13 protein-coding genes are annotated in these 18483 nt (G+C 74.3%); 5 read left to right on the top strand and 8 right to left on the bottom strand.

All coding sequences use genetic code 11. The features are described from left to right. Nucleotides 1-85: 85 nt before the first annotated feature. Complete coding sequence (locus HDA33_RS02955) at nt 86-1516, bottom strand: replication-associated recombination protein A (RefSeq protein WP_184170772.1); 1431 nt, start codon at nt 1514-1516, stop codon at nt 86-88. Between the two features lie 198 nt (nt 1517-1714). On the opposite strand from HDA33_RS02955, the gene HDA33_RS02950 reads away from it, so the two are divergent. Beyond that, entirely contained in the window at nt 1715-3427 is a 1713-nt protein-coding gene (locus HDA33_RS02950) for a choice-of-anchor I family protein (protein ID WP_184170770.1), read from the top strand. A gap of 68 nt (nt 3428-3495) precedes the next feature. Beyond that, the gene (gene dtd, locus HDA33_RS02945) at nt 3496-3948 is read left to right on the top strand and encodes a D-aminoacyl-tRNA deacylase (RefSeq protein ID WP_184170768.1); all 453 of its coding nucleotides are present in this window, start codon (nt 3496-3498) and stop codon (nt 3946-3948) included. A gap of 261 nt (nt 3949-4209) precedes the next feature. Here the strand turns inward: dtd and HDA33_RS02940 are convergent, their stop codons facing one another. Both HDA33_RS02940 and aspS read right to left on the bottom strand, forming a co-directional pair. Then, nucleotides 4210-4749, bottom strand: a complete 540-nt coding sequence (locus tag HDA33_RS02940) for a DUF4232 domain-containing protein (protein ID WP_184170765.1) — start codon at nt 4747-4749, stop codon at nt 4210-4212. Between the two features lie 233 nt (nt 4750-4982). Beyond that, nucleotides 4983-6818 (bottom strand): aspartate--tRNA ligase, encoded by a 1836-nt coding sequence (gene aspS / locus HDA33_RS02935; RefSeq protein ID WP_184170763.1) that lies wholly within the window; start codon nt 6816-6818, stop codon nt 4983-4985. Between the two features lie 209 nt (nt 6819-7027). Here aspS and HDA33_RS02930 point away from each other — a divergent pair, with 209 nt between their 5' ends. Continuing rightward, nucleotides 7028-8338 carry an amino acid permease gene (locus HDA33_RS02930; RefSeq protein WP_184170760.1) on the top strand — a complete coding sequence of 437 codons (1311 nt, stop codon included), beginning with the start codon at nt 7028-7030 and terminating at the stop codon, nt 8336-8338. A 202-nt stretch (nt 8339-8540) separates the two neighbouring features. Here HDA33_RS02930 and hisS read toward each other — a convergent pair whose 3' ends face one another. Beyond that, complete coding sequence (gene hisS / locus HDA33_RS02925) at nt 8541-9926, bottom strand: histidine--tRNA ligase (RefSeq protein ID WP_184170757.1); 1386 nt, start codon at nt 9924-9926, stop codon at nt 8541-8543. 179 nt (nt 9927-10105) lie between these two features. On the opposite strand from hisS, the gene HDA33_RS02920 reads away from it, so the two are divergent. Together HDA33_RS02920 and HDA33_RS02915 are read left to right on the top strand one after the other, a co-directional pair. Next, on the top strand, nt 10106-11824 hold the full coding sequence (locus tag HDA33_RS02920; protein WP_184170754.1) for a DUF349 domain-containing protein: 1719 nt from the start codon (nt 10106-10108) through the stop codon (nt 11822-11824). Nucleotides 11825-11953: 129 nt separating this feature from the next. After that, complete coding sequence (locus tag HDA33_RS02915) at nt 11954-12538, top strand: hypothetical protein (RefSeq protein ID WP_184170751.1); 585 nt, start codon at nt 11954-11956, stop codon at nt 12536-12538. Nucleotides 12539-12556: 18 nt separating this feature from the next. Here the strand turns inward: HDA33_RS02915 and HDA33_RS02910 are convergent, their stop codons facing one another. The 4 genes from HDA33_RS02910 to yajC form a co-directional block, all read right to left on the bottom strand. Then, on the bottom strand, nt 12557-14857 hold the full coding sequence (locus HDA33_RS02910) for a RelA/SpoT family protein (RefSeq protein WP_184170748.1): 2301 nt from the start codon (nt 14855-14857) through the stop codon (nt 12557-12559). Nucleotides 14858-15012: 155 nt separating this feature from the next. Continuing rightward, on the bottom strand, nt 15013-16053 hold the full coding sequence (secF, locus tag HDA33_RS02905; RefSeq protein ID WP_017489153.1) for a protein translocase subunit SecF: 1041 nt from the start codon (nt 16051-16053) through the stop codon (nt 15013-15015). Next, the gene (secD, locus tag HDA33_RS02900) at nt 16050-17891 is read right to left on the bottom strand and encodes a protein translocase subunit SecD (RefSeq protein WP_184170746.1); all 1842 of its coding nucleotides are present in this window, start codon (nt 17889-17891) and stop codon (nt 16050-16052) included. Before secD ends, secF begins: the two co-directional genes overlap by 4 nt. A gap of 72 nt (nt 17892-17963) precedes the next feature. Beyond that, the gene (gene yajC, locus HDA33_RS02895) at nt 17964-18428 is read right to left on the bottom strand and encodes a preprotein translocase subunit YajC (RefSeq protein WP_184170744.1); all 465 of its coding nucleotides are present in this window, start codon (nt 18426-18428) and stop codon (nt 17964-17966) included. Nucleotides 18429-18483 lie beyond the last annotated feature (55 nt).

Here is an 18483-nt window from a genome sequence, read left to right as displayed (position 1 = left end):
CGGCCGCTGACCTGCGTGTTCCCCGCCGGCGGGACTGTGCCCCGCCTCACTCCCCCGCGCCGCGCACGGTGCGCGGCCACCTCGCTCATTCCCCGCGGGTGATCCTGCGCAGCGCCGCCACCTGGTCCACGAGGCGCTTCTCGGCGCCGATCGGCTTGGGGCGGTAGTAGTCCTTGCCCACCAGCGGGTCCGGCGCGTACTGCTGCCGGGCGACGGCGTGCGGCTCGTCGTGGCTGTACACGTAGCCCTTGCCGTGGCCGAGCGCGGCGGCCCCCGGGTAGTGGGCGTCGCGCAGGTGCGGCGGGACCTGCCCCGTGCCGCCGGCCCGCACGTCCGCCAGCGCCTCGTTCACCGCCGCGTACGAGGCGTTCGACTTGGGCGCCGTGGCCAGGTGCGTGACCGCCTGGCCCAGGATGATCCGCCCCTCCGGCATGCCGATGAGCTGCACCGCCTGCGCGGCGGCCACCGCGGTCTGCAGCGCGGTGGGGTCCGCCATCCCGACGTCCTCGGAGGCCGAGATGATCAGGCGCCGTGCGATGAACCGCGGGTCCTCCCCCGCCTCCAGCATGCGGGCCAGCCAGTGCAGGGCCGCGTCCACGTCCGAGCCGCGGATCGACTTGATGAACGCGCTGATGACGTCGTAGTGCTGGTCGCCGTCCTTGTCGTAGCGCTGGACGTGGTGGTCCATCGCCTGCGCGGCGTCCTCCTCCGTCACCGTCACCGGGGCGGCCGCCCCCGCACGCGCCCCGCCGTCTCCCCCGGCGTCCTCGTCGGCCCCGGCCTGCCGCGCCTTGTCGAGGGCCACGCCCGCGGCGGCCTCGAGCACGGTGAGCGCCCGACGGGCGTCGCCGCCGGCCATGCGGACCACGTAGTCCCGCGCGTCGTCGTCGAGGTCCACGGCCCCGTTCAGCCCGCGCTCGTCCACCACGGCCCGCTCCACGAGGCCCACGATGTCCTCGTCCGTGAGCGGGCGCAGGGTGAGCAGCAGCGAGCGCGAGAGCAGCGGGGCGATCACCGAGAAGCTCGGGTTCTCCGTGGTGGCGGCCACGAGCACGACCCAGCGGTTCTCGACGCCGGGCAGCAGCGCGTCCTGCTGGGCCTTGGAGAAGCGGTGGATCTCGTCGAGGAACAGGACGGTGGTGCGGTCGTACAGGTCCCGCTCCCGCTGGGCCTGCTCCATCACCTGGCGCACGTCCTTGACGCCGGCGGTGATGGCCGAGAGCTCGGTGAACGTGCGCCCCGGGGCGCGCGCGATCACGTGCGCGAGGGTGGTCTTGCCGATGCCCGGCGGCCCATAGAGGATCACGGAGCTCGGGCCGGCGGGCGAGCCCGGGTCCGGCTCCGCGAGCTTGCGCAGCGGCGATCCGGGTCGCATCAGGTGGCGCTGGCCCAGCACCTCCTCGAGGGTGCGCGGGCGCATCCGCACCGCCAGGGGGGCCGAGGCGCGCGGCGCCGCGACCGTGCCGGAGGGGCCGTCGTCGTCGGACTCGTGCGCCGCGGAGAAGAGGTCAGCCATGGTGCCCCCAGCCTAGGCCCCGCCCCGGACACGACCACGGCGTACGACGGCGGCGCGCGGCCCCGTCGCCCGCCCCGACGCGCGTGCCCCGGGGGTCACCCGGGGTTGGCCGGGCGTTGACCGGCCGCACGGATCCCGTTCATCCGCGTGGCGTGTGCTCGAGGGCGCATCCCCGTCCCCCGCCCCAGGAGCATCCCCATGCGCACCCTGTCCCGCCTGGCCGCCGCGACCTCGATGGTCGCCCTGTCCGCCGCCGTCGTCGCCCCGCTGACCGTGGCCGCGCCCGCCGCGAACCCGTCCGGCAGGAGCATCGAGCTCACGGCCGCCGGCACCCACGAGACCGGCGTGTTCGACGCCGCCGCCGCCGAGATCCCGGCCTTCGACAAGACCACCGGCCGCCTGTTCGTGGTGAACGCGCAGAAGGGCGCGATCGACGTGCTGATCGTGGGCGAGGACGCCGCGCCCGCCGCCGAGACCGTGCTCTCCGTGGCCGGACTGCCCGCCGCGGACGGCTCGGTGACGGACGCCGGCGCCGTGGTGAACTCGGTGGCGGTGGCCGGCGGCGTCATGGCCGCGACCGTCGAGGCCGAGGACAAGACGGGCCACGGCTGGCTCGTCTTCTTCGACACCCGGACCCTCGGGTTCCTCGGCGGCGTCCGCGTGGGCGCCCTGCCGGACTCCGTGGCCCTCGCCCCGAACGGGGCGTACGCCGTGGTCGCGAACGAGGGCGAGCCGGCGGACGACTTCTCCGCGGACCCCGAGGGCACGATCTCCGTGGTGTCCGTCCCGAAGAACGCCCGGCAGTTCGCCCGTCTGGGCCAGGACGCTGTGCGCACCGTGGACTTCCGCGCCGACGACGAGGGCGCCGCCCTGCCCGCGGGCGTGCGCGTCGTCGGCCCGGACGTGGCCGTCCCCGCCGGCCACGAGGAGGCCGGCCGCATCGCCCGCAACCTCGAGCCGGAGTACGTCTCCATCGACCCGACCGGCCGCACCGCGTACGTCTCCGTGCAGGAGGCGAACGCCGTGGTGGCGGTGGACCTGGCGTCCGCCTCCCTCGCGGACTTCTGGGCCCTGCAGCTGACCGACTGGTCCACCGAGGGCGTGCTCGACGTCTCCGACAAGGACGGCGCGATCTCCCTGGCGCACCAGCCCGTGCTGGGTGTGCCGATGCCCGACGGCCTGGCCACGTACAAGTACCGCGGCCAGATCCTCGTGGTCACCGCCAACGAAGGCGACTCCCGTGAGTGGGGCGACTTCGTGGACGCCGAGCGGGTGAAGGACCTCGACCTCTGCGCCGACGTGTTCCCCCACGCGAAGGCCCTGCAGAAGAACGAGGCCCTCGGCCGTCTGAACGTCCTGACCGACCTCGGCTACGACGCCGAGCGCGGCTGCCACACCGAGCTGCACGCCCTGGGCGGCCGCGGCTTCTCTATCTACACCGCGGACGGGCAGCGGCTCTTCGACTCGTCCGGGATGCTCGAGGAGCAGATCGCCCGCCTGATCGCCGCGGGCGAGCTGCCCGCGCACGCCTTCAACGCGAACAACGACGAGACCCCGAGCTTCGACTCCCGCTCCGACGACAAGGGCGTGGAGCCCGAGTCGGTGGTGGTCGGCGAGGTGCAGGGGCGCCAGTACGCGTTCGTGGGCCTCGAGCGCATCGGCGGCGTGATGGTCTTCGACATCACCGATCCCACCGACGCCCGTTACGTGGACTACGTCAACGAGCGGACCTGGGACGCCGTGGGCGAGAACGGTGACGCCGGTCTGGGCGACATGGGCGCGGAGGGCCTGGCCTTCGTGCCGGCCTCCGACTCCCCCTCGGGCACCGCCCTGCTGATCGTGGCCAACGAGGTCTCGGGCTCCACCACGGTGTACGAGGTGGACCCGGTGAGGGGCGGCAAGCGCAAGTGACCCTCTGACGCGGGCCTGGCGCTCATCGCACAGGCGCGCTGCGGGACGGCTCGGGGCAGAATGACCCCATGAGAGCCGTCCTGCAGCGCGCCCGATCCGCCTCCGTCACCGTCGCCGGGGAGGTGGTCGGCACCTTCGAGGGCGCCGGGCTGGTGATCCTGCTCGGGGTGAGCACGCAGGACACCGGCGCCGAGGCCGACGCCCTGGCGGCCAAGGTGGCCACCCTGCGCATGCTCGACGGCGAGGCCTCGCTCGTCAGCGCCGGCGCGCCCGCGCTCGTGGTCAGCCAGTTCACGCTCTACGGGGACGTCCGCAAGGGCCGTCGCCCCTCCTGGACCGGCGCCGCCCGCCCGGAGCACGCCGAGCCGCTGTACGAGCGGTTCGCCGCGGGGCTCGAGGCGGAGGGCGTGCGCGTGGAGCGGGGGGTGTTCGGGGCGCAGATGGACGTCACCCTCGTCAACGACGGCCCCTTCACACTCGTCGTGGACACCGCCGACCTCGCCGGGCCGCGGCGCGGATGAGCGGCGACCCCCGCCCCTCCGCAGCCCGGGCGCGCACGGAGCAGCGCGCCGGCGCCGCCCGGCCGGCGTCGGAGGCCGCCGCGCACCCCGGGCACCGCGATCGCCTCCCTGGCTGCGCTGGCGGTCCTGGTCGTCCTCCTGCAGGCCGGCTTCCTGCGCGCTCGGCTGCGCGTCGAGGTCGACCGGGGCGGCGGTGGACGGTGGTGACCGAGGATCGCGCGCAGGCCGAGCGCATCGCCGCGGACCTGCAGGCCGCCGGGCTCACCTGAGCGAGAACTGCCCCACCCGCAGGCTCGTGAACGCCCCGATGTCGGCGGCCTCGCGCTCGGCGTCCTCGACGCGCAAGGGCGGCTGGTCGGCGTGCAGCTGCAGCACGAGGTCGCCCAGGGGCTCGCTCTCGGCCCCGCCGAGGGCCCCCGACCACTCGATCCGCACCTGCGCCGCGCCGCCCGCCGGGACCCGCAGGTCCGTGGCGACGGCCCCCTCGTCGCCGTGCTGGAACCCCTCGGTGAAGGGCAGCTGCTGGACCTCGGGGGTGAAGCGGTGGCCGTACGCGCCCCGGGCGCCGAGGCCGGGGTACCCGCGCAGGGAGCACGGCTCGGCGCCGGCGTTCGTGATGGTGATGGTCCCGTAGCGGTGCCCCAGGGCCGCGTCCTCGAAGACCAGCGCCGCCCGCACGTCCGCCGGCCCGCAGGCGCCCTCCCCGCCGGCGTCCGAGGCGGGAAGCCGCAGCAGCGCCCGCCGGGCGTCGTCGTCGAGGGCGGCGAAGGGCACGACCGGCCGGTCGTCCGGCTCGTCCACCCCGGGCGCCGCCTCGCTCTCGTGCGCGGGACCCTCGGACGCGGCCGCGCCGGGGGACGGCGCCGTGGGGGCGGAGTCGGCGCACCCGGTCAGGGCGAGCAGCCCCGCGGCGAGCAGGCCGAGAAGGACGGCGGGCGGCCAGGTCCGCCCGCCCGGCTGCGGGGACCGGCCGCACCGCCGCCGCGCCCGGGGAGTCCGAGCGTCGGCGGCCGTGCGGCCGGTCCCCGGCGAGATCACGCCTGCGGCTGCCCGGCGGCCTCGGCCTTCTCGCCCTCGGCCTTCTTCGGCTCGGGCTTCGCGTCGACGCCGGCCTCCTTGCGCTGCTGCGCGGTGATGGGCGCGGGCGCGGCGGTGAGCGGGTCGAAGCCGCCGCCGGTCTTCGGGAAGGCGATGACCTCGCGGATGGACTCGGTGCCGGCGAGCAGCGCCACCACGCGGTCCCAGCCGAAGGCGATGCCGCCGTGCGGCGGGGCGCCGTACTTGAAGCCCTCGAGCAGGAAGCCGAACTTCTCCTGGGCGTCCTCCTGGGACAGGCCCATCACGGAGAACACGCGCTCCTGCATGTCCTGGCGGTGGATGCGGATGGAGCCGCCGCCGATCTCGTTGCCGTTGCACACGATGTCGTAGGCGTAGGCCAGCGCGGAGCCCGGGTCGGTGTCGAAGGTGTCCGCGAACTCCGGCTTGGGGGACGTGAAGGCGTGGTGCACGGCGGTCCAGGCGCCGGAGCCCACGGCCACGTCGCCGGAGGCCACGGCGTCCGCGGCCGGCTCGAACATGGGGGCGTCGACGACCCACACGAACGCCCAGTCGGCGTCCTTGGCCTCGACGCCGTTCCCGGCGTCCGTGAACAGCTCGCAGCGGCGGCCGATCTCCACGCGGGCGGCGCCCAGCAGGGCGCGGGACTCCTTGGGCTTGCCGGCGGCGAAGAACACGCAGTCGCCCGGGTTCGCGCCGACGGCGGCGGCCAGGCCGGCCTTCTCCTCATCCGAGATGTTCTTGGACACGGGGCCGGTGAGCGAGCCGTCCTCCTGGATGAGCACGTAGGCCAGGCCCTTGGCGCCGCGCTGCTTGGCCCACTCCTGCCAGGCGTCCAGGGTGCGGCGGGCCTGGGACGCGCCGCCGGGCATCACGACGGCGCCCACGTACTCGTTCTGGAACACGCGGAAGGGGGTGTCCTTGAAGTACTCGGTGAGGTCCGTCAGCTCGAGGCCGAAGCGCAGGTCCGGCTTGTCCGAGCCGTACTTCTCCATGGCCTCGGCGTAGGTCATGCGGCGGATGGGGGTGGGCACGTCCACGCCCACGAGCGCCCACACGGCCTTGACGATCTTCTCGCCGAGGGCGATCACGTCGTCCTGCTCCACGAAGGAGGCCTCGATGTCCAGCTGGGTGAACTCGGGCTGGCGGTCGGCGCGGAAGTCCTCGTCGCGGTAGCAGCGAGCGATCTGGTAGTACTTCTCGATCCCGCCGACCTGCAGGAGCTGCTTGAACAGCTGCGGGGACTGGGGCAGCGCGTACCAGGAGCCGGGGGCCAGGCGGGCCGGCACGAGGAAGTCGCGCGCGCCCTCGGGGGTGGAGCGGGTGAGCGTGGGGGTCTCCACCTCGGTGAAGCCCTCGCCGTGCAGCATCTCGCGGGCGGTGCGGTTGACCTCAGAGCGCAGGCGCATGATGCGGGAGGGCTCGGGGCGGCGCAGGTCCAGGTAGCGGTGGCGCAGGCGCGCCTCCTCGCCGACCTCCACGTGCTCGTCCACCTGGAACGGCAGGGCGGCCGCGGTGTTCAGCACGGTGACGGTCTCGGCGATCAGCTCGATCTCGCCGGAGGGCAGGTTCGGATTCTCGTTGCCCTCGGGTCGGCGCTCGACGACGCCGCTCACCTGCAGCACCCACTCGTTGCGCAGCGGATCGAAATCGGCCTCGTCGCGCACCACGACCTGGGCGAAGCCCGTCGCGTCCCGCAGGTCCACGAAGGCCACGCCGCCGTGATCGCGACGCCGCGCCACCCAGCCGGTGACGGTGACGGTCTGGCCGATGAGCGAGGCGTTGAGCTCGCCGAGCTGGTGTGTGCGCAGCACGAAGGCGTCCTCTCCGTCCGGGGATCGCCCGGACGAGATCGTGGGGTTCATGTCGGATTCGGCCCGATGTGATACCCATGCGGGGATGGGCGCGGACCGTCGTGGGCGAGTCTACTCACTCACGGGCCCCCGCCCCGGCCCCGGGCGGCTCCGGCCGCGCGCGAGAGACGCGTCGGCGGCCCGCCCCACGCCCCCGATGAGGAGACCCCGTGCTGCAGCGCCGCCTGACCCTGACCCACGCCGTCGTGATCGGCCTGGGCTCGATGATCGGCGCGGGCGTGTTCACCGCGATCGGCCTGGCCGCCGCCCTGACCGGCGGGCACCCCGGCCTGCTCTACGCCGCCCTCGCCCTGGCCCTGCTCACCGCCCTGTGCAATGCGCTGTCCACGGCGCAGCTGGCCACGGTCCACCCCGAGTCCGGCGGCGCCTACGTGTACGGGCGGCGGCAGCTGCACCCGCTCGCCGGCTTCGTGGCCGGCTGGGGCTTCGTCACCGGCAAGACGGCCTCGGTGGCCGCCATGGCGGCCACGATCGGCCTGTACCTGTTCCCCGACGACGCCGCGCCGGCCCGGCTCACCGGTGTGGCCGCCGTAGTGGTGCTCACGGCCGTGGCCATGGCGGGCGTGACCCGCACGGCGCAGGCCACGATGGCGATCCTCGTGCCGGTGGCGGCCGTGCTCGCGCTGGCGATCGGCGCCGGGCTGGCGCTGGGCGCGCCGTCCGAGGCGGACGCGTTCGCCGGCGTCGCGGACTCCCCCGTGACCGGGGTGCTGATGGGCGCGGGCATCCTGTTCTTCGCGTTCGCCGGCTACGCGCGCGTGGCCACGATGGGCGAGGAGGTCATCGACCCCCGCCGCAGCATCCCCCGGGCCATCCTGATCGCCCTCGGCCTCACCGCCGGCCTCTACGTGCTGCTGACGGCGGCGCTGCTCGCCGGGCTCGGCCCCACCGGCCTGGCCCTGTCACCCGCGCCCGTGCGCGAGCTGCTCGAGACCACCCTCGGGACCGCCTGGGGCTGGGCGGCCCTCGCCGGCGCCGCGCTGGCCGCCGCGGGCGCGGCGCTGAACCTGCTCACGGGGATCTCCCGCACCGCGCTGGCCATGGCCCGCGAGTCGGACCTGCCGCGTCCCCTGGCCCGGGTCAACGCGCGCACGGGCACCCCGTGGGTCGGCCAGCTCACGATCGCCGTGGCGGTGATCCTGCTGCTGCTCACCACGGACATCCTCACGGTGGTGGGGTTCAGCTCGTTCGGCGTGCTCGTCTACTACGCCGTGGCGAACCTGGCCGCGGCCACCCTGCGCGGCGGCGAGGACGGCCGGGATCCGGCGCTCCCCCGTCCCCTCCGCGTGCCGCGCGCGGTCAACGTGCTCGGCCTGGTGCTGTGCGCCGTCCTCGCGGCCACGCTGCCGCCGATGGCCGTGGTCGCCATGCTGGCCGTGTTCCTCGTGGGCGTGGGCGGGCGCGCGTTCGTGCTCGCCGGACGCGGACGGCCCGGCCGGCGTGGCGCCGTCGCCCCCTGATGTCCGCCGGGTACATCGCGCTGACGTGATGGACCTACTCCCGCCACGACCACCGCGGCCTCGTGCGCCGGCTGCGCATGGTCTGCGTGGGCCTCGTGATCGCCTCGTGGCGTTCGGCTTCAACTCCTTGGTGGTGGCCACCCTGGCGACGCTCCTGCTCACGGCCTGAGCCGCGGCGCCCGGCCCCACGGAGTCCCCGGGCTCAACCCTCAGTGGACTCCGTGCGGGTCACCTGCGGCAGCAGGTCCTCGGCCGGCGGGGTCCAGTCGGCGGGGTCCGCCGGGTGCTGCTCGCCCGAGCGGATGTCCTTGACCTCGTGGACGCGCGCGCCGGCGTCGTCACGGCCCAGGAACCAAACGAACGGGATGCCCCGGCGGTCCGCGTACTTGATCTGCTTGCCGAACTTCTCCGCGGACACCGCCACCTCGGCGGGGATGCCGCGCTCGCGCAGCAGCGCCGCGACGTCCTGGGCCTCGGACCAGTCCTCGTCCGCGGTGAGGGCCACGTACACCGCCGTCGGCACGGACCGGGACGCCTGCGCCATCTCCTGGGAGAGCATGCGCATCACGAGGCGGGTCACGCCGATGGACAGGCCCACGCCCGGGAACACGCGGTTGCCCTTGGACGCCAGCGCGTCGTAGCGGCCGCCGGAGCAGATGGAGCCGAGCTGCTCGTGGCCCACCAGCACGGTCTCGTAGACGGTGCCGGTGTAGTAGTCGAGGCCGCGGGCGATGGACAGGTCCGCCACGGCGCGCCCGGGGGCGCGGCGGTGCAGGGTCTCGACGACGTCGGCCAGCTCGGCCAGTCCCTCCTCCAGGAGCGGGTCCGAGACGCCGAGGGCGCGCACCTGCTCGACGAAGGAGACGTCCTCGGTGCGGATCGCGGCGAGCGCCAGGGCCTGCCGGGCCTGCTCGGGGCTCGCGCCGACCTCCTCCTGGAGCAGGCGGGCCACCTCGTCGGCGCCGATCTTCTCGAGCTTGTCGATGCTGCGCAGGACGCCGGCGGCGTCGGTCAGGCCAATGCCCCGGTAGAAGCCCTCGGCGAGCTTGCGGTTGTTCACGCGGATGAGGAAGTCGCCGATCGGCAGGGCGCCGAGCGCCTCGGCCATCACGAGCGCGACGTCGGCGTCGTGGCGGGGCGAGAGCTCGCCGTCGCCGACCACGTCGATGTCCGCCTGCGTGAACTCGCGGGCGCGGCCCTCCTGCGGGCGCTCGCCGCGCCAGACCTTCTGCATCTGGTAGCGGCGGAACGGGAAGGCCAGGTGGCCGGCGTTCTCCACCACGTAGCGGGCGAAGGGCACGGTCAGGTCGAAGTGCAGGGCGAGCCGCTTGGGGTCGGCGGGGTCCTTGGCCTCACGGCGGCCGGCGGCCACCTCCTCGTCCTCGGCCAGGCGGGAGACCGCGTAGACCTCCTTGTCCACCTCGCCCTTGCGCAGCAGCTGGCCCAGGGTCTCGACGGCGCGCGTCTCGATGCCCGCGAACCCGTGCAGCTCGAACGTCCGTCGCAGCGTGTCGAGCACGTGCTGCTCCACGAGGCGCTCGGCGGGCAGCCACTCGTGGAAACCGGACAGGGAGGCCTTGCGGGACATGAGGATCCTTCGAGACGACGACGGCGGCGGGGTGCGCCCGCACGGTCCCCCGGCGGCGCATCGGCTCATTCTAGGCGCGGGCGCGCGGCCGCCCGGTACGCTGGCCCTGTTCGTGTCCATCCCGACCGGCCGCATCGACCCTCGACCGCGCGCCGGCGCAGTCAGGGAGAGTTCCAGCGGTGACCAACCACATGCAGCCCGACGACCAGCAGTCCCCCGCCCCCGAGGTCGAGACGTCCCAGGACGCCGCCCCGGAGACCGTGCCCGCCGAGGCGACGCCCCTCCCCGAGGTCGCGCCCGACGCCTCCGAGCACGGCGAGGACGCCCCCGCGGCCGAGACCGAGGGCGACGCCGCCCCCGAGGCGCCCGAGTCCGCTCAGCCCGAGGCCGCGGCCCGGGACGACCAGCCCGCCGCCGAGCAGGCCGAGCAGGAGCAGGCCGAGCAGGAGGAGCAGGCCGCGACCGAGCCGGCGGCCCCCGAGGCCGCCGAGGCGCAGGACGCCCAGGCTCGGCCGGAGGCCCAGGCCGCCAAGCCGGCCGCGCCGTCCCCGGCGGCCATGAAGAAGGCCTCCCCGGGCACCGTGCGCCCCGCCGCGGGCACCGCCAAGCCGGCCGCCGTCGTCGCGCCCACGGTCCCGCCCACCCCGCTGGAGGAGGCCTCGAAGTTCGCCCGCGTGAGCGAGGACGGCCACGTCACGCTGCTGGACGGCGACGAGGAGCACGCCGTCGGCCAGGTGCCGGACGCCAGCTCCGAGGACGCGCTGGCCTACTTCGTGCGCAAGTACGACGACGTCCGCGCCCAGATGGCCCTGTTCGAGCAGCGCATCGCCGCCGGCGCGCCCTCGAGCGAGCTCGGCAAGGCCCTCGGCCAGATGACCTCCGCCGTGAACGAGCGCCACATGGTCGGCGACATGGACGCCCTGCGCACCCGCCTGGCCGCCCTCGAGACCCTCCTGGGCGACTACCGCGGCGCCGAGCAGGAGGCCCGACAGGCCGCCCAGGCGCAGCAGCTGGCCACCCGCGAGGCCATCGTGGCCGAGGCCGAGGAGTTCGCCGCCACCCCGGCCGAGCGCATGCCGTGGAAGACCGCCTCCACCCGCATGACCGCCCTGTTCGAGGAGTGGAAGGCCGCCCAGAAGGCCGGCCCGCGCCTGTCCAAGTCCGTCGAGGACGGCCTGTGGAAGCGCTTCCGCGGCGCCCGCACCGCCTTCGACAAGACCCGCCGCGCCCACTTCTCCCAGCTCGACGCCAAGTCGGCCGAGGCCAAGCAGGTCAAGGAGCGCCTCATCGCCCGCGCCGAGGAGCTCTCCTCCTCGACCGACTGGGGCGTGACCGCCGGCAAGTACCGCGACCTCATGGACGAGTGGAAGCGCGCCCCGCGGGCGTCCCGCAAGGAGGACGACGCCCTCTGGGCCCGCTTCCGCGCCGCCCAGGACGTCTTCTTCGACGCCCGCAAGGCCGTGAACCAGGAGATCGACCGCGAGTACGGCGCCAACCTCAAGGTGAAGGAGCAGATCCTCGCCGACGGCAAGAAGCTGCTGCCGTTCAAGGACGTCAAGGCCGGCCGTCGCGCCCTCAACGAGCTGCGCGGCCGCTGGGAGGACGCCGGCCGTGTGCCGCGCGGGGACGTCCGCCGCATGGAGGAGGGCTTCCGCTCGCTCGAGGACGCCCTCAAGCAGGCGGAGAACGAGCACTGGCGTCGCACCGACCCCGAGACCAAGGCCCGCACCAGCTCGGCCCTGACCCAGCTCGAGGAGACCATCGCCGGCCTCGAGGCCGACCTGGCCAAGGCCCAGGCCTCGGGCGATGAGCGCGCGGTGAAGAAGGCCCAGGAGGCCCTCGACGCCCGCCTGCAGTGGAAGCAGGCCCTCGAGGCCTCCGCCTCCGAGCTCAGCTGAACGGCGCTCAGCCGACCGGCGCCCGGCTGACGAGCGCCCCGCCGGCCTGAGCCGGCCGACCCGGCCCCCGCGGCCCGCCTGTCCACAGGCGGACCCGGGGGCCGCGTCGTCTCTGCCAGACTCCCCCGCATGGAAGGACTGATCCTGGCGGGCGAGCCGTTCACCCCGGCCGAGCTGCAGGCGCTGGGGTCCCGCGGGGCCGTGGTGCCCCTGGTGCCGGGGGTGTGGGCCCGGCCGGAGGCGGCGCGGCGGCCCGGGGTGCGGGCCGAGGCGCTGTGGATGCTCGGCGGCCCGGTGCTGGCGGGCGGGTGGACGGCGATCGGCTCCTCCGCCGCGTGGGTGCTCACCGGCGGCGCCGTGCCCGAGCGCCTGCACGCGGCGGTCCCCCACTTCCACCGCCTGCCCGCCGGGGGCTCGCCGCTGCCCTGGACGCTCACCCAGTCGGACGTGGCGGCCGGTCCGGACGGGCAGGCCCCGGCGGAGGAGGACGTGCTCCGGATCGGGCCGCTGCGGGTCACCACCCCGGAGCGCACCGTGGAGGACCTGCTGCTCAGCCCCGACCCGGACGCGGCGCGCACGGCGGCCGCCGTGATCGCGGCGCACGGGGCGGCGGGGCTGCGCGAGCGGCTGGCCCGGCACAGCCGACGCTCGGGCGTGGTGGCCGCCCGGCGCCGGCTCGACGTCCTGCTCGGGGCGCTCGAGGCGGCCGGCTGAACCGGACGCGCGGCGGGCTCAGGTGCGGTGCACGTCGAACACGCCGTCGATCCGGCGCACCGCCGCGATCACGTGCCCTAGGAATCGGGGGTCGCCCATCTCGAACACGAACCGGCTCATGGCCACGCGGTCGCGCGTGGTGTTCACGGAGGCCGAGAGGATGTTCACGTGGTTCTCGGACAGCACTCGGGTGACGTCCGAGAGCAGGGACTTGCGGTCCAGCGCCTCCACCTGGATCTCCACGAGGTACACGGTGTCCCGCGACGGCGCCCAGCCCACCGGCGTGCGCCGCTCGGGCTCCTGCTCGAGCAGCGTGGCGAGGTTCGGGCAGTCGAGCCGGTGCACCGAGACGCCCGAGCCGCGGGTGACGAAGCCGTCGATGGCGTCCGGCGGCAGCGGGTTGCAGCAGCGGGCAAGCTTGGCCATGACGCCGCCGTCGCCGTCCACGAGGACGCCCGCGTCGTTGGTGGCCCGGGCCGGGGTGCGGCGCGCCTGCGCCGGGACCAGCTCGGCCAGGTCCACCTCGCCGACCGTCAGCTCGCCCTGGGGCTCCGTGCGCGCCGGCGGCGGGGGTGCCAGCCGCTCGGAGACGCGCTCCTGCACCGCCTGCGCCGAGACGTGCCCGTCGCCGAGCGCCACGAGCAGCCCGTCGAGGTCCGCGTAGCCCATGTCCGAGGCCACCTGGGCCAGCTCCTCGCCGCCGAGCACGCTCTGCACGGCCAGGCCCGCCCTGCGCAGCTGGCGGGTGAGGGACTCGCGGCCCCGCTCGGCCTGCTCGTCGCGGCGCTGGGTGGCGAAGTGGTGGCGGATCTTGGAGCGGGCCCGCGGGGAGACCACGAAGCCGAGCCAGTCGCGGCTCGGGCCGGCGTCTTCGGCGCGCGAGGTGAAGGCCTCCACCGTGTCGCCGTGGTTCAGCGGCGTGGACAGCGGCACGAGCTTGCCGTTGACCTTCGCGCCGATGGTCCGGTGGCCCACGTCCGTGTGGATCGCGTAGGCGAAGTCCACGGGGGTGGAGCCGGCCGGCAGCGAGCGGATCTCCCCCGAGGGCGTGAAGACGTACACCTCGTCCGCGCCGATCTGCGTGCGCAGCGAGTCCAGGAACTCGTCCGGGTCGCGGGTGTCCTTCTGCCAGTCCATCACCGAGCGCAGCCACGCGGGCGTGCCGGACGAGGACGAGGAGGACTCGGCCGCGGCCTGCGCCTTGTAGCGCCAGTGCGCGGCCACGCCGTACTCCGCCTGGCGGTGCATCTCGTGTGTGCGGATCTGGATCTCCACCGGGCGCCCGCCCGGGCCCATCACCGTGGTGTGCAGCGAGCGGTACATGTTGAGCTTCGGGACGGCGATGTAGTCCTTGAACCGCCCGGGCACCGGGTTCCAGCGGGCGTGGATGACGCCCAGCACGGCGTAGCAGTCCCGCACCGAGTCCACGAGCACCCGGATGCCGGTGAGGTCGTGGATGTCGTCGAAGTCCTTCCCCCGCATCACCATCTTCTGGTAGATCGAGTAGTAGTGCTTCGGCCGGCCGGTGACCTCCGCGCGGATCCGGTGCTCGCGCAGGTGGTCCTCGATCACGGTGCGCAGCGCCGCGATGTGCTTCTCCCGCTCGGGGTTGCGCTCCCCCACCAGGCGGACGATCTCCGCGTACATCTTGGGCTTGAGCGCCGCGAAGGAGAGGTCCTCGAGCTCCCACTTCACCGTGTTCATGCCGAGCCGGTGGGCCAGGGGCGCGTAGATGTCCAGGGTCTCCTGCGCCTTGCGGGCGCTGGACTCCGGGGAGACGTACCGCCAGGTGCGGGCGTTGTGCAGGCGGTCCGCGAGCTTGATGAGCAGGACGTTGACGTCCTGGGCCATGGCGATGACCATCTTGCGCACGGTCTCGGCCTGCGCGGCCGCGCCGTAGGTGACCTTGTCCAGCTTGGTCACGCCGTCCACGAGCAGGGCGACCTCGGGGCCGAAGTCGGCGCGCAGACGCTCGAGCGAGTAGTCGGTGTCCTCCACCGTGTCGTGCAGCAGGGCCGCCAGGAGCGTGGGACCGCTGACGCCGATCTCGGCGAGGATCGTGGCGACGGCCACGGGGTGGGTGATGTACGGGTCCCCCGAGCGCCGCATCTGGCCCTCGTGGGCCGCGCGGGCGACCTCGAAGGCCCGGATCAGGTCCGCCAGCTCGGCCTTCGTGGCCCGCTGGCGCACCGTGCGCATCAGCGGCTCCAGCAGGGGCGAGTACTCGGTGGCGTGCCGGCCGGTCAGCCGCGCGATGCGGCCCCGGGGGCGGACGGCCGCGACGCGGGCCGGGGCGTGGGTCGGATCGTGCTCGCTCATGGCCCACGCCTTCCTCGGTGATCGCGGTCCCGGCCGCCGCGGCCGGGATGATCGGCGAGTCTACCCGCGCCGCGGCCGACCCGCCCCAGGACGACGACGGGGCCGGCCGCGCGTCGTGACGACGGGCGACCGGCCCCGGCTGCGCCGTGCCCGGATCAGAGGCGGGCGCCGTCCTCCCAGGGGGCGACGTCGGGGTCCGTGACCGTGTCCCCGCGGTTCTCGCGGGCGGCCCGGGCCGCGGCCCGTGCGTCGTGGTCGCGGACGTCCTCGTCGCCGCGGCGCAGCAGCGCGTACAGCGGGGCCTGGATGAACAGCGTGGACAGGGTGCCCACGATGATGCCCACGAAGATCGCCAGCGCGATGTCCCGCAGCGTGCCCGCGCCCAGCAGGCCCGCGCCGATGAACAGGATGGAGCCGACCGGCAGGATGCCCACGATCGAGGTGGTGATCGAGCGGACCAGCGTCTGGTTCACGGCCAGGTTCACGTTCTGCTCGAACGTGCGCTCGGGGTCCTCCTCCTGGCCGATCGTGTTCTCGCGGATCTTGTCGAACACCACCACGGTGTCGTAGAGCGCGTAGGACAGGATCGTCAGGAAGCCGATGATCGCGGACGGGGTGATCTCGAAGCCGGTGGCCCCGTAGATGCCGGCGGTCAGCGCCACCACGTAGAGCATGCCGATCACGGCGGCCAGCGACATCTTCCAGGTGCGGAAGTAGAACGCCATGAACAGCGTCACCAGCACCACGAAGATCACCAGGCCCAGCAGCGCCTGCTGGGACACAGCCGCGCCCCACGTCGGGCCCACGAACGTGGACGTCACCTGGTCCTGGCCGACGCCGTAGGCGTCCTGCAGGTTGGCGGCCACCTGACGGGTCTGCGCGTCGTCGAGCTGCTCGGTCTGCACGCGCACGGTGCCCGGGGCGATGTTCGTGACGGTCGCATGGCCGCCGGCCAGCACGTCGGTCACGGCCCGCTCGCCGGCGGCGATGTCCGTGGCGGCGGTCTGCGAGACCGTGAACTCCGAGCCGCCGCGGAACTCGATGCCGAGGTTGAAGCCGCCGCGCAGGGCGGTCAGGCCGCCGGCGAGGACGAGCAGCAGGGCCGCGAGGGCGAACCACAGCCGCCAGCGCTGGACGAACGGGTAGGAGACCCGTCCCGAGTAGAGGGCGTTGCCCCAGTCGGCGAAGCGGTTCACTGGTCCTCCTCCTGGCGGCGGCGCTCGGCGCGGCGTCGCTCGGCGATGGTCATGGGCTGCGCGGGGCGCGGGCGGCGGAGCCCGCGCGTCGCGGTCCCCTCCTCGCCCGGGGCCTCGTCGGCCGGCGCCGCGCCCACGGGCACGGGCACGCGCGCGCCGTCGTCGTCGGCGACGTCGGCGCCCGCCTCGGCGGCCGGGGCCGCGGTGGACCCGGTGCGGCGCGCGCCGCCCGGCTCGCGGAAGCGCCCGGCGCCCTCGTAGAGCGCCTGCCGGCCGAGCAGGGACGGGTCGAGCCCGGACATCCGGTGGCCCCCGCCCACGAACCGGGTCTGCGCCAGCAGCACCATGATCGGGTGGGTGAACATGAACACGACGATCAGGTCCGCGATGGCGGTGAGGCCGAGCGTGAACGCGAAGCCGCGCACGTTGCCGACGGCCACGAAGTACAGCACGACGGCGGCCAGCAGGTTCACGGCCTTGGACGCGGTGATCGTGCGCTTGGCGCGCTTCCAGCCCTCGTGGACGGCCATCGGCACGCTGTGGCCGGCGCGCAGCTCGTCCTTGATGCGCTCGAAGTAGACGATGAACGAGTCGGCCGTCAGGCCGATCGCCACGATCAGGCCCGCGATGCCCGCCAGGGACAGGCGGTAGTTGTCCGTCCAGCCGAGGATCGCGATGGCCAGGTAGGTCAGGATGCCCGCCACCACGATCGAGGCGAACGTCAGCAGGCCCAGCGCCCGGTACTGGAAGAACTGGTACACGGCCACCAGCGCGAGGCCGATGAGGCCGGCGATCAGGCCCCAGAAGAGCTGGTCCTGGCCGAGCGTGGCGGAGATCTGCTGCTCCGACTCGATGGAGAAGGAGATCGGCAGCGAGCCGTAGTTGAGCTGCTCGGCGAGCTGCGCCGTCGTCTCCTCGTTCAGCGTGGGCCCGCTGATCTGGGCGCTGCCGGCGGTGATCACCGCGTTGGACTGCGGGGCCGAGATGACGTCCCCGTCCAGCAGGATCGCGAACTGCTTGCGCGGGTCGCCGTCCGGGTACGGGGTGAGCTTCTGGGTGACCTCGGAGAAGGTCTTGGCGCCCTCGTCGTCGAAGTCGATGTTGACGACCCACTGGTTGGTGGACACGCCGCCCTGCGCCTGGGCCAGGCCGTTCGTGGCGCCCTCGATCTGGGTGCCGGGGATGACCACGGGGCCCAGGATGTACTTGCGGGCCGGGGTCTGGACGCCCTCGCCGAGGTCGGCGGGCGGCTCGCAGGCCACGATCGCCTGGTCGGACGGCGGCGGCGGGGCGGCCGGGTCGCGCGGGGCCGCGCAGTCGAGGGCCTGGTACTGGGTCAGCAGCGCCGGCGTCACCCAGTTGGGGTCGTAGGCGTCGGCGGGCTCGCCCTCGGGCTGCGGCAGCTGGTCCTCCGGCAGGCGCTGGTCCTCCGGGGTGGCCTCGCCGGCCCCGGACTGCAGGACGGGGCGGAACTGCATGTCCGCGGAGGCCTGGATCAGGCGGCGGGTCTCCTCGTCCGGGACGCCGGGCAGGGAGACGACGACGTTCTCCGCGCCCTGGGTGGCGACCTCGGCCTCGGCCACGCCGGAGCCGTCCACGCGCTGGCGGATGATCTCCACCGCCTGGTCGAGCTGCTCGGACGTGACGGACTCACCCGTCGCGGTCTCGGGGGCCAGGACCATCTGGGTGCCGCCCTCGAGGTCCAGCGCCAGCTTGGGCGCCCACGAGGCCGCGCCCGAGGCGACGCCCCAGCCGAGGATCGAGGTCAGGGCCACGGTGAGGGCGGCCAGCCAGGCCAGGGTGCGCCGGGCCGAGCCGGTGGGTGTTCTCTTCGCCATGGGTCAGGTGCTTCCGTCACATCCGAGCGGCCCCGCCAGGCGGGGCCGCGTGTGCAAGGGGGTGGGTGGTGCTCAGGCCAGGTCGCCGCGGCGGTCCCGCGGGTCGACGGCGTCGTCGGCGCGAGGCTCGACGACGGGCTGCTGGGCGCCGTACTCGGCGCCGGGGGCGGCGTCGAGGCGCGCCGCGTCCTCGGACGGGGTGGCCGCGGCGGCCGCCGTGGGCTCGACGACGTTGGTGACGCCCTGCAGGTGCACGTCCATGCGGGTGCCCGGGGCGGTCTCGATGGTCACGCGATGGTTCTCGGCGTCCACCGACACCACGGTGCCGAAGATGCCCGCGCCGGTCATGACCTCCACGCCGGGGGCGAGGGTGCTGCGCATCTCCGCCTGCTGCTGCTGGACCTTCTTGCCCTTGCGGAAGGACAGGAAGAGCATGACGGCGAGCATGGCGAAGGCGATCAGCATCAGCATGCTGCCGTTGCCTCCCTGGGCCTGCTGGGCGATCACGGGAAGGGTCGCTGCGGTGGCGACGGGCATGGGGTGCTCCTGGTGCTCGGGGTCGACGGGCCAGTCCAGTGTAGGGGCCGACCCT

Origin of the sequence: Micrococcus endophyticus (assembly GCF_014205115.1) — a bacterium.
Classification (GTDB): Bacteria; Actinomycetota; Actinomycetes; order Actinomycetales; family Micrococcaceae; genus Micrococcus; species Micrococcus endophyticus.
Note: the sequence above shows the minus strand (reverse complement) of the source record. Positions and strands in the feature narration are given on the sequence as shown.